The 12,836-nt window shown below is 44.3% G+C and carries 9 protein-coding genes; 3 read left to right on the top strand and 6 right to left on the bottom strand.

Annotated elements, in window-relative coordinates; translation table 11 throughout:
• The first annotated feature begins 23 nt into the window (after positions 1 to 23).
• The 3 genes from FTT63_RS07235 (at position 24) to FTT63_RS07225 (ending at position 4,715) form a co-directional block, all read left to right on the top strand.
• On the top strand, positions 24 to 1,565 hold the full coding sequence (locus tag FTT63_RS07235; protein ID WP_180192136.1) for a TnsD family Tn7-like transposition protein: 1,542 nt from the start codon (positions 24 to 26) through the stop codon (positions 1,563 to 1,565).
• Positions 1,558 to 3,147, top strand: a complete 1,590-nt coding sequence (locus FTT63_RS07230; RefSeq protein WP_180192135.1) for a Tn7-like element transposition protein TnsE — start codon at positions 1,558 to 1,560, stop codon at positions 3,145 to 3,147. Before FTT63_RS07235 ends, FTT63_RS07230 begins: the two co-directional genes overlap by 8 nt.
• Positions 3,148 to 3,344: 197 nt before the next feature.
• Positions 3,345 to 4,715, top strand: coding sequence for a phosphomannomutase CpsG (locus FTT63_RS07225; RefSeq protein ID WP_180192134.1), 1,371 nt, complete (start codon positions 3,345 to 3,347; stop codon positions 4,713 to 4,715).
• A 55-nt stretch (positions 4,716 to 4,770) separates the two neighbouring features.
• Here FTT63_RS07225 and galE read toward each other — a convergent pair whose 3' ends face one another.
• The 6 genes from galE to FTT63_RS07195 form a co-directional block, all read right to left on the bottom strand.
• Entirely contained in the window at positions 4,771 to 5,787 is a 1,017-nt protein-coding gene (gene galE / locus FTT63_RS07220; RefSeq protein WP_180192133.1) for a UDP-glucose 4-epimerase GalE, read from the bottom strand.
• The gene (gene pgi, locus FTT63_RS07215) at positions 5,780 to 7,444 is read right to left on the bottom strand and encodes a glucose-6-phosphate isomerase (RefSeq protein ID WP_180192132.1); all 1,665 of its coding nucleotides are present in this window, start codon (positions 7,442 to 7,444) and stop codon (positions 5,780 to 5,782) included. Before pgi ends, galE begins: the two co-directional genes overlap by 8 nt.
• On the bottom strand, positions 7,444 to 8,700 hold the full coding sequence (locus FTT63_RS07210) for a nucleotide sugar dehydrogenase (protein ID WP_168400393.1): 1,257 nt from the start codon (positions 8,698 to 8,700) through the stop codon (positions 7,444 to 7,446). The genes pgi and FTT63_RS07210 overlap by 1 nt, the downstream gene beginning before the upstream one ends.
• An 18-nt stretch (positions 8,701 to 8,718) precedes the next feature.
• Positions 8,719 to 9,594 (bottom strand): UTP--glucose-1-phosphate uridylyltransferase GalU, encoded by an 876-nt coding sequence (gene galU / locus FTT63_RS07205; RefSeq protein WP_180192131.1) that lies wholly within the window; start codon positions 9,592 to 9,594, stop codon positions 8,719 to 8,721.
• Positions 9,595 to 9,618: 24 nt separating this feature from the next.
• Positions 9,619 to 11,493: a nucleoside-diphosphate sugar epimerase/dehydratase gene (locus tag FTT63_RS07200; RefSeq protein WP_180192130.1), complete on the bottom strand. Its 1,875-nt coding sequence runs from the start codon at positions 11,491 to 11,493 to the stop codon at positions 9,619 to 9,621.
• A 140-nt stretch (positions 11,494 to 11,633) separates the two neighbouring features.
• Positions 11,634 to 12,803: a DegT/DnrJ/EryC1/StrS aminotransferase family protein gene (locus FTT63_RS07195; protein WP_180192129.1), complete on the bottom strand. Its 1,170-nt coding sequence runs from the start codon at positions 12,801 to 12,803 to the stop codon at positions 11,634 to 11,636.
• Positions 12,804 to 12,836: the final 33 nt, after the last annotated feature.

Here is a 12,836-nt window from a genome sequence, read left to right as displayed (position 1 = left end):
AAAAAATAGAGAGTAAGTGTATTATGATTTCAAATTTTCCAATACCATATCCAGATGAGTTAATTTACAGTGTGATTGCACGTTATGCTATTCACAATGGAATTTTAAGTCCCAAATACCTTACTGAAGAATTATTCAATAATAGAAATTTGACGCCAACTTACGATTTACCGTCTTACATAGACAAATTGGCCAGTTATCTACCAGATTGCTATGATGCACTCCATTTAATCAACCACCACACCTTATTGCCAATTTATCAACCGTTTCAACCTGATACAGTGATGCGTTATGCTGTATATGTATTACAGGGTGAACAGTATCAATCATTACATACCAAGTTGGGAAAAAATGCGTCGCGAATCAAATCTGTGAATTTTTTTCGGTTCTGTCCGCATTGTTGGCAAGAACAGATGGAACAATATGGTGAAGTGTATTGGAAACGTAGCTGGCAGATTACAGGATATGAATATTGTATAAAGCATGAATCTGCCCTTTTTGTCAGCGCTGTTCCTTGCAATGGGCTAGACCGAAGATTTTATAATGCTCATTTAAATGTCCTTATTGACTCCTCACAACTTTTTATTAATTCACAAGACTTAAAGCGTCATCTAGAGTTAGCAAAAATAATCGAGGATCTACTTATTCAATCAAGCCATATTGCAGTACAAGATGTATCGATTTTATCAAATGCCTACTTCAATCTATTGAAAGACAGAAGCTTACTGTCAGGTCAAAAAAATATCAATTACGAAAAAGTCCGTCAGCTTGTTGTCGATTATTGGGGCGAAAGTTTTCTTCAATATTATCAATTAGGTGATCTGAGCTCTGAGAACTGCTGGCTCAAGAATATCTGTAGAAAACATCGTAAAGCATTTTCTTATCTTGAGCATCTCATCGTATTAAAGGCACTTGTTCCCGAACAAAGTCCTATTTATACATACCAACAGTATTTGGATCTAGCGACAGTAGGTATAGAGGAACAAGCCATTCCTGTCACTGTAAAACACAAGACTTACCAAGTCCTGTCAGATGATCAACTGAAATGGATACAATTGATTCAGGATATGTCAGTCAAACTAGCTCGTAAACATGATGGTGCACTGTACGCACGTTTATATCGCAATCATAAAGATTGGCTGTTACAAATCAATCAAACCGCTATCATGACACCACTCTCTCTACCCAAACCACGTGTCGATTGGAGTATTCGGGATCGTCAGTTTATGAAACAATTGATTAAAATACGTGATGAATTATTAGAAGACTTAGACTCCCCACAATGGACCAAAAAGTTTTTAATTAAACAACTTGGGCATGTCAGCCTAATTGAAAAAAACTGGCATTTTCTGCCGTTGACCAAAGCATTTTTGGAGCGCTACGCTGAGTCGGTGGATTGTTATCAAATACGTCGTCTGACACGAACATATATTCGTCAACAAACTGAGAATAAATACTATCCACCGAGTGTTTTTTTACGTGTATCAGGATTAAGTGAGCAGCGATTAACGCCAGAAGCACGTCGATTTTTTAATAATATTTTGGAAGAAATAAAAAATGAGTGATTGTTCAACCGACTTTTTACCAAAAGAGATGATTTACTATACTGCGACAAAAATTAGTCGACGCGGTCAAACTCGGTTTGATATTGATACTCATTTGTTTAACCCTATTATTAACCGTCCTATTCAACTTAAATTACCGATTGAGAGTGTTCTTCTATACCGCTATAGAACCCAAATTGATGCCTCTCCTACAAAATTATTCACTCACACACTTGAACATGTAAATTTCACAACATTTAGAACTATTATTTTACCGGAGGGTGAGGATCAAAAAATACATGAAGGCCGGATATGTTTTGAATTTAATTACTACTCAACAGTTTTAAAGAAAAATATTACTATTCAAATACCTAAGCTTATCTTGGCCCGCGATTTATTTTTCTCTCATCCTTATTTAATTCGGGCGGCACTTTTTGCAGAAAATTATTCAACCGATGTTTTAGTGGATAGAAATGATGAAAAGGCTATTCATATTAATATAGCAAAAAACAAAAAAATTATGAACGCAGATGTCTCTGATCCTCATTTTTTGAAGAAGCTCGCTTTAATTTTATTACAGCCTGATTTAAATAAAGCCTTCATTAGTATTTACCAGAAAACAATTATTGATCAAAAAGGCGCTAAAAGTTTTAATTTTGACATGGAAGTGCCTGATCTTAAAAATATTGATCTAACAGTAGATGGAATTTATGATAAAGAAACAGGTATTTACAGAATTGAGCGCATTACATCTTTCAAAAATCTTGATACAGCTATCAACCGCCCTATTCAATTTCATTTCACTTCAAAAAAAATCATACAACAGGTCAAAAATGCTCAAGGGCAAGGTTCAAACAAACCAAAACCAGCGAGTCAACCTAAAGAGAAATTGAATAAAAATGCTGAGGCAGATATCGATAAACTACTGGCCAAGCTAAGAAACCTACCTGGAGAAATTTATACAATTGAAGAATTAAAAATTTCTTTAGAGACACCTCCTGCTAAAACTGTAGTACGTAAAAGACGAAAGCAAATGGATAAAGATCAAAATCAAGAAGAAGGATTTGCTGGTGGAGAAGGAGATATAGAGGGTACAGTGTCTGGATTTACAACAGAATCAGACATTCAACTAGAGCGAGTCACTTATAAAGACTTGATTAAACTATTGGAGCAAATTGAAGAAAAGGGATATAAAACCAAAGAAATCAAGAACTCACCTTTTAAAATATATAAACGTTTCAGAGGCCATAAGTTTGCAAACAATCAATTACGCTACTTTTATGTCTATAAAATTTTTAATATAGAAAATAACCATCAATTTTATTTGTGTGAAATTGATACTTCAGATGGTAAAAAAAATATCTCTACCTTATTACTCCCATATGAAAAAGAAACTCAACGATTAATTGAGATAGATTTGGAAATATTAAATAATTCAATACTGTCTCAATCACTCAGTTGGCCTAAAAAGTTTCTATCTGAAGTGAGAGGTATTACTGCAATAACTACAATTAATCATCCTTCCAAAAAGGAAGAAATAGAAGATGTAAATTATTACACTGACTGGGCGGAGCGGATCTTGGCAAAGGTAAAATCGATATAAATTTCATGAAGAGCTAACATATAAAATAGCATGCTGAAGTACCAAACTTTAAAAATTAGATGAAAGAGCACTCTATACACTTAAACATCTATTTTTAAAGAAGATATAAAAGTTAACCAGTAACTTGGCATATAGGAACTACTTTCCTTCTATAATCATACCTTCCTTACTTCGCAGGAATTATTTCGAGAATTTAGATGACACAACTTACTTGTTTTAAAGCCTATGATATCCGCGGCAAACTTGGTACAGAACTCAATGAAGAGATTGCTTATAAAATTGGCCGTGCCTATGGACAAATTTATCAACCTAAAACAGTGGTTGTGGGCTGCGACATCCGCCTCAGCAGTGAAGATTTAAAACAAGCCACCATCAAAGGTCTGAATGATGCAGGTGTAAATGTGCTTGATCTGGGTATGACTGGCACCGAAGAAGTCTATTTTGCCGCCTTCCATCTGGATGTCCAGGGCGGGATTGAAGTCACTGCCAGTCACAACCCGATGGACTATAACGGCATGAAACTGGTACGCGAAAATGCCCGTCCAATCAGTGCCGATACTGGCTTAAAAGAAATTCAGGCCTTAGTAGAAGCCGCTACATTTACCGAAGTTGCAGCCCAAGGAACCACACAGTCCTACAATATTCTGCCGGAATTTGTAGATCATCTGATGACCTATATTGATCCGGCCAAGATTCGCCCGATGAAGCTGGTGGTAAATGCCGGCAATGGTGCTGCAGGTCATGTGATTGATGCGATTGAAGATAAATTCAAGGCCCTGAATGTTCCGGTGGAGTTTGTCAAAATTCACCATGAAGCCGATGGCACCTTCCCGAATGGGATTCCGAACCCGATTCTGGTAGAAAACCGCGACAGCACCCGCGAGGCAGTACTGGCGCATGGCGCAGATCTGGGTATTGCCTGGGATGGCGACTTTGACCGCTGCTTCCTGTTTGATGAAAAAGGCCAGTTTATTGAAGGTTATTACATCGTGGGGCTGTTAGCCCAAGCCTTCTTGTTGAAACAGTCCGGTGAAAAAATTGTGCATGATCCGCGACTGGTCTGGAACACCTTTGATGTGGTGGAGCAGTATCAGGGCGAAGCAATCCAGTCCAAATCTGGACATGCTTTTATTAAAGATGTGATGCGTGAGCACAATGCGGTGTATGGCGGGGAGATGAGTGCCCACCACTATTTCCGTGACTTTGCCTATTGTGATAGCGGTATGATTCCATGGTTACTGGCGATTGCGGTGCTGTCTGAAACCGGCCAATCTTTATCAAGTCTGGTTGAAGAGATGATTGCCAAGTTCCCATGCTCAGGTGAAATTAATTTTAAAGTGGCCGATACCCAGGCCACCATTCAAAATATCTTTGAGCACTATGCCGATCAGAACCCGGCCATTGATCAGACCGATGGCGTAAGTCTGGATTTTGGTGCCTGGCGTTTTAATGTACGTGCCTCCAATACCGAACCGTTATTACGTTTGAATATTGAAAGCCGCCGTGACCAGCAACCTAAACCAATGCAGGATTATGTCGATGAATTGACCCGCTTAATTCAGGCTTAGAACAAAAAATGGAGCTCAAAGCTCCATTTTTTATTGTGCGAGGGTCTGGATCTACTTAACGATAGCCATTTGGATTCTGTTTTTGCCAGTTCCAGCTATCAGCCAGCATATCTTCTAGTGACAATTTAGCCTGCCAACCAAGCTCAGTTTGTGCGCGCTGGCAATCAGCATAGAAACTGGCCAGATCTCCATCACGTCGTGCTGCGAATTCAAAGGGAATTTGCACAGAATTAACAGCCTCAAAAGTTTCTTTAATCTTCAGCACTGAAATTGGTTGTCCGGTCCCAATGTTCCAGGCCCGGCAGCCAGACTCAGTCAGGCGATTCTCAACAGCTAAAACATGAGCCTGTGCCAGGTCGACGACATGAATAAAATCTCGCTCACATGTGCCATCCTGAGTTGGATAGTCATTGCCAAAAATAGAGAGTTTTTCACGACGACCGACAGCCACTTGGGTCACATAAGGCATCAGGTTATTTGGAATCCCTTGCGGGTCTTCGCCAATCTGGCCACTTTTATGCGCACCGACTGGATTAAAATAACGCAATAAGGCAATCGACCAGCGCTCATCAGCCATCGCCAGTTTTTCCAACATTTGTTCGATCACCAGTTTTGTATAGCCATAATTATTATTTGGCATACTTAATGGCATATCTTCCTGATAAGGCGATGGATTATATTCCCCATAAACTGTCGCAGACGAGCTAAAGACCAGTTTAAACACCCCTGCGCGTTGCATTGCCTGCGCCAGACTGATTGACCCGGCAATATTATGCTCAAAATAAGCCAGTGGAATTTGCTGACTTTCCCCCACCGCTTTGAGACCGGCAAAATGAATCACCGCATCAATCTTGTGCTGTTGGAACAGCTGATCCAGACCGGTACCATCCCGAATATCCCCTTCAATAAAATGAAGACTTTTCTGGGTCAGTGCTTGTACCCGTTGTAATGATTCTGCCGAACTGTTCGATAAGTTATCCAGCACCACTACCTGATGCCCGGCATTGAGCAGCTCCAGACAGGTATGCGAACCAATATAACCGGCGCCACCGGTGACCAGAATATTAGCCATCTGATTTTCCTAATAAAATGTGTAATAAACCCTGTGTCGAAGCATCCAGTGCCGATACATCCTGCTGCTGGCCATTTAAAATTGGCAACAGCTGATTGGCAATTTCCTTGCCCTTTTCTACGCCCCACTGATCAAAGGGGTTAATATTCCAGATTACCGACTGGACAAAGACCTTATGCTCATACAAGGCAATCAGCATCCCCAAGCTATACGGATTCAATTCCTGAATCAGGAAAGTTGAACTCGGCTGATTACCGGCATATTGCTTATACGGTGGCAGACTGGCCAGCTCGACCTGATCTAGCGCCTGATTACCAAAAGCCAGTAAGCGCGATTGCGCCAGACAGTTAGACAGCGCCAGATGGTGCTGTTCGACCAGAGCCTCTGCACTTTCGGCATAGGTAAACTGGTTGGCATTGTAGCGTTTGACCGGTGCAATAAAGTCACAGCTGACCGCCTGTGTGCCCTGATGTAGCAGCTGATAAAACGCATGCTGGGCATTCGGTCCGACTTCTCCCCAGACAATTGGACAGGTATCCAGTTCGACCGCGTCACCACTGCGCTGAATCGATTTACCATTCGATTCCATTTCCAGCTGCTGCAGATAAGAGGCAAAATATTTTAAGCGGCCATCATAGGGCAAAACTGCATGGGTCTGAATATCCAGGAAATTATTGTTCCAGATCCCGAGCAGACCCATCAACACCGGAATATTCTGTGCAAAGGGTGCGGTCTGGAAATGCTGATCCACCGCATAGGCACCCGCCAGAAAGGCTTTAAAGCCTTCCACCCCAATAATTAGCGCAATTGGCAAACCGATACAGGACCAGAGTGAATAACGGCCACCGACCCAATCCCACAGCAGGAACTGGTTTTCTGGCGCAATGCCCCATGCGGTCATTTTATCGGGCTTGGTCGATACCCCAACAAAATGATGCTGTAATACACGGGCCTGTTTGCCCAAGGCTTTTTCCAGCCATAAACGGACGGTTTGCGCATTGGACAAGGTATCAATGGTACCAAAAGACTTGGAGGAAATAATAAATAGCGTGGTTTCCGGACGCAGCTTATGCAGCAGATCCGAGAGCTGGCTGCCATCCATGGTCGAAACGAAATGCACGCTCAGTGGCTTGGCACTTGGATGTTTAAAATCGGACAGTGCCTGAGTCGCCATCAAAGGTCCCAAGTCCGAACCGCCGACACCAATATTGACCACATCCTGAATTACTTCACCGGTCGCACCGCGGCATTGTCCGGCATGAATTTTTTCCACCAGCTGATACATTCGCTGTAGCTGGGTTTGTACCTGCTGCGCCAGTTCCGGATGAGTACTGTCCTGTTCCGGCAAACGCAGCGCCCAATGCATGGCTGCACGCTGTTCGGTATAGTTAATCAGGTCAGTGGAAAACAGGGTGTTGATCCAGCCCGATAAGTCATGTGCCTCAGCAAAACGAATCAGCTGCGCCAGTACCTCGGCATCAATACGCTGCTTGCTATAATCAAAAACCAGCGATTTTAAACGCACAGAAAAGTGTTCAAAACGCTGCGCATCCTGTGCAAATAAATCGGTTAAATGGCGCTGTTCAAACTGATTTTTTAAAGTCTGTAACTGTAATAACAGTGAATCACGCGTATGTACCGCTGCTGAACTGCTCATTAGCGCCCTACTCCCATATAGGCAAAGCCTTGCGCTTTGACAAATTGCGGATCATAGATATTACGTCCATCTAAAATTAACGGATGCTGCATACTGTTGAGCAAAGTTTTATAGTCCGGACTCCAGTAATGTTTCCAGGCGGTTAACAGACACAGCGCATGGCTGCCTTTAACAGCTTCATACTGGTCCTGGCACAAAATCAGGTCATCGCGTTCGCCATACAATGCCTGAATTTCTGGCAAGGCCTGCGGATCGTGTAATTTAACCGTGAGCCCTTGCGCCCAGAGTGCCTTGAGCATGGCGTGAATCGGTGAATGGTGCACGCGTGAGGTATTTTCCTTAAACGCAGCGCCCCAGATGGCAATGGTTTTGCCTTTTAAATTGCCCTGATAATAGTTCCACAGTTTGCGAAACAGCAGTTCTTTTTGCTGCTCGTTAATTTCCCAGACCTGGGCCAAAAGCTGGCTCTTGACCCCGGTGGTTGACACGGTATTGGCTAAGGTTAAAACATCATGCGAGAAATTTTCTCCACCAAAACCGGCGCCCGGATACATATAGGAGGCACCAATTCGGCTATCAGCCGCCATGCCCTGACGCACATGCTCAATATCAATGCCGAGTTTTTCGGCCACCACAGCCAAGTCATTGATATAACTGATCCGGGTTGCCAGCATGCCGGAAATGCTCAGCTTGGTAAATTCCGCATCCAGCACCGGCATAAACAGATATTGCTGCTTGCGTGGAAATAGTGGACGTAAAAACTCTTGTACTTTGCTTTGCACCTGTGGATTCATACAGCCCACAGTCAGTTGTTCCGCCTGGGTGATACTGGCCAGCGCATTCCCTTCCTGACTCATATCCGGCAAATACACCCAGTCATCTTCAGGCAGTAGCTGTTTCAGACGTGCCGTACCCTGCAGACCGAGGGTCGAGGCATTGATCATCAGTTTCGGATGAATGATCGGACGCTGCTGGAGCTGCTGCAACAGTTCAATCAGTAGTGGCTCTTCAGCCGGATTCAGGCTAAACAGATAGACATCCATCTCCAGACCCAGCTCTTTCAGGCTACAGTAATGCAAGAAACCTTGGGCATGTTGCTGCTGCAGCAGGCGATTGACCGCCTCATCCTGAAAATCAGGCGCTTCCGGGCTATCTTGCTCAAAAATGTCACACCAGTAGACCTTGTGCCCACATTCTGCCAACAGCGCCGCCATCACCCCGGCATAAAGCGTTCGACCAAAAACTGCAACCTTCATGCTGACCTCTGCCCTGTATTAGTCTTTAAGTTCTTGAATCAACTGTTTAAATGCTGCACCTAAACTTGGATGGTCCACCCCGTAATGCAAGACCGCCTTTAAGTAACCCAGTTTGCTGCCACAATCAAAGGTCTGGCCTTTCATCCGGTAGGCTTCGACGGTTTCGAGCTGCTGTAATGCGGCAATGGCATCGGTCAGCTGGATTTCATTCCCGGCCCCTTTCGGTGTGGTGGCCAATAGCTGCATAATTTTGGCCGGCAATACATAACGCCCGATCACGGAAAGATTAGAAGGTGCGGTACCGACCGCCGGTTTCTCGACAATCCCCTGCATTGCAGCGCTCTGACCTTCTGCAGGGGCAGCGGCAACATCCACAATGCCATACTGATCAACCAGATGCTCCGGCACAGCCTCAACCATAATCTGCGCTGCTTGGGTGGCATTAAAACGTTCAATCATCAAGACCAGATCATTTTTTTCTGCTTGGTCTTTGACTAGCACATCTGGCAGTAACACGGCAAAAGCCTCATCACCGACAATATCTTTGGCACACAGCACCGCATGACCCAGGCCCAGTGGCTGTGGCTGACGTACACTAACCACGCTGACTTGTGGCGGTAAAATTTCGGTAATTTCTTTTAGCAAATCCCACTTTTGCTTCTGCTCTAATGTGGTTTCCAGTTCAAAATTGCGGTCAAAGTAGTTTTCAATTGACGCTTTGGAAGAATGCGTGACCAGAATAATCTGTTCAATACCGGCAGCAACCGCTTCACGCACCACATATTCAATCGCTGGACGATCGACCACCGTCACCATTTCTTTGGGAATAGATTTACTGGCTGGTAAAAAACGGGTACCCAAACCTGCAACAGGTAAAATCGCCTTCTTAATCATATACTTTAACCTGATCTCGATATTTTAATTTACTTTAACTTCTTTACCACGTTGATAGCCATCAACATAGTGCTCCAGCTGGCTTAATGCCCAATCAATATCCGATTGCACCGCGGTTAACTCATTGAAGCGTTCAAAGACCTGCAATAACTCATCCAGAGGATACATTTTTTCATAAGAACGCAAAATCCGGCTGTGTTGTGTCACTTCGGTATTATCGGCATCAATCAGTAATTCTTCGTAAAGTTTTTCGCCGGGACGTAAACCGGAGTACTGGATTTCAATATCGCCGTCCTGACTGTCGGCTTCACGCACTTTCAGGCCACTGAGCGCAATCATCTGACGGGCCAGATCCTGAATCCGTACCGGCTCGCCCATATCCAGCAGGAACACATCGCCACCATGACCCAAGGCACCAGCCTGAATCACCAGCTGTGAGGCTTCAGGAATGGTCATAAAGAAACGGGTCACATCCGGATGGGTCACGGTAATCGGGCCACCCTTGGCAATCTGCTGTTTAAATAGCGGCACCACAGAACCGGATGAACCGAGCACGTTACCAAAACGCACAATACTGATCTGGGTCTGGTCCTGCGCTTCTGCCATGGCCTGACAGTACAGCTCGGCCATACGTTTTGATGCACCCATGACATTGGTCGGACGTACCGCTTTGTCGGTCGAAATCAGCACAAAAGTTTCAACGCCATTTTTGACGGCTGCATTTAAACTAAAAGCGGTACCAATTGCATTATTTTTCAGACCAGCAATCGGGTTACATTCTACCAATGGTACATGCTTATACGCCGCCGCATGATAGACCGTCTGCACCGCATATTGTTCAATAATCCGTTCCAGTTTGGCCTGATCCAGAACCGTACCCAGAACTGGGATAATTTCAACATTGGATGCCAGACGCAGTTCTTTATCAATACTGTACAGGGCAAATTCGGTCAGCTCATAAATCACCAGTTTCTGCGGCTGGTTTTTAATAATCTGGCGGCATAGTTCGGAACCAATTGAACCACCGGCACCTGTGACCATTACCACTTTGTCTTTAATATTTTTTTCCAGCAGTTCTGCCACAGGCGGCACCGGATCACGGCCCAGCAAGTCAATAATATCGACTTCCTGAATATCGGAGACGCGAATTTCACCATCCACCAGTTTGGTCAGCCCCGGAATTTCAGTAATTTTTAAATGTGCCGGTTCCAGAAATTTGACAATCTCACTTTTACGGCTACGCCCCACAGAAGGCAGCGCAATCAGGATTTCATCAATCCGCAATTTGGCAAAACATTTAAGTGCTGTTTCCGGCAAATAGACATCAATACCGCCGATATTCTGTCCGCTTAAAGATGGATTATCATCAATAAAGAAAATGGGTAAATGTTCATTGGAACGGGTTAAAGTCGCAGCGACCTGCTGGCCGGCATTGCCTGCCCCATAAATCGCGATACGTTTTTTCGGTACGCCCGCCTGCACATAAGAACGGACAATAAAACGGATGATCCCACGGCTAAACCACACCCAGGCGAACATCATAAAGCCGAACATCAGCGGAATTGAGGTTGGAATAAAAGCATCTGTTAAATAGGCCAAGGCATAGAGTCCCACCACTGCCAGGAAAGTCGCCAGGCCCAGTTTGACCATAAACACTTCATTGTAGGTACGTACAATAAAGCGATACACCCCGAACACAAACAGCAGGATAACCGCAATTGCACTGACCCACAGTGAACCAAACGGAATATTCGGCACCACCTCTGCACCAAGGTCAAACTGACGAATGGCATAACACAGCCAGATTAGGACTGGAAATACACAGAAATCCAGAATGACCAGAAAAGCCAATTTGGCAGCACGGGGGGATTCGACGAGAGGTAGGATGACGGATTTCACTTGATGTGTCTTCTCAATAGGAATAGTACAGCTCAGTTCAATTATTAATATTGGAATGATTAAACTGTAAATTAAACTCAGTTTGTAAAATGCATCAGTTGATGCATTTTTTATATGACATTATTGTAGCGCATATTAAATTATATACGCTGAATCACCTGGGCAATCGCCTGTTCGGTTGTGCGAATATTATCTTCCGATAAGGTTGGATGCACCAGAAACATCAGGCTGCTTTCACCCAGCTGCTGGGCATTGGCTAGACGCTGGGCGGGTCGCCATGGCGTACCATCGAATGCATGCTCTAAATACACTTCTGAGCAGGAACCGCTAAAGCAAGGCACGCCCAGTGCATTGATTTCGGCCATCATCCGGTCACGTGACCAGCCTTCGGGCAACTGCGCTGTATTGACCTGTACATAGCACTTATAGTTGGCATGGACATAATCACTGTTCGGATAATGCACGCTAAAATACGGACTGTCCTGAAATACCTTCAAAATACGTTGGGCATATTCAGTGCGTTTTTGCGTCCATTCTGGCATCCGCTGTAACTGCAGTCGACCAATCACAGCTTGCATTTCCATCATGCGCCAGTTGGTGCCAAAAGAGTCATGTAACCAGCGAAACCCGGGTGGATGCTGTTTGTGATAAATGCTGTCGTAATTTTTACCATGGTCTTTATACGACCACATTTTTTTCCAGAGCTGTTCATCATTGGTGGTGACCATACCGCCTTCGCCACCGGTGGTCATAATTTTGTCCTGACAGAATGACCAGGCACCAATATGGCCAATTGATCCGGCAGGCTTGCCTTTGTACATGGCACCATGTGCCTGCGCACAATCTTCAATGACATGCAGGCCTTTGTCCTGCGCCAGTTGCATAATCGGGTCCATATCACACATCCAGCCCGCCAAATGCACGCAAATAATCGCTTTGGTATTTGGGGTCAGGACTACTTCTATGGTACGGGCAGAAATATTTTGTGAGTCGAGTTCTACATCGGCAAACACCGGATTGGCCCCAGCAGTCACAATCGAGCTGGCAGATGCCAAAAAGGTCCGCGAGGTGACAATCACGTCATCACCTGCACCAATATTCAGGGCTTTTAAGGCCACATCCAGTGCAACCGTACCATTGGCCAGTGCCACGGCATATTGAGTCCCTGCAAAGCGGGCAAACTCTTTTTCAAATTCACGACATTCCTGTCCGGTCCAGTAGTTCACTTTGTTCGAGAGCAATACTTGAGATACGGCATCTGCTTCCTGTTGGGTAAAGCTTGGCCATGGTTCAAAGGCAGTATTTAGCATGGTTTATCCTGGAATAATCTGATTCTTCAAATA

Source organism: Acinetobacter sp. C15 (genome assembly GCF_013420645.1).
GTDB classification, from domain to species: domain Bacteria; phylum Pseudomonadota; class Gammaproteobacteria; order Pseudomonadales; family Moraxellaceae; genus Acinetobacter; species Acinetobacter indicus.
This window is presented reverse-complemented; position numbering and strand designations above follow the sequence as displayed.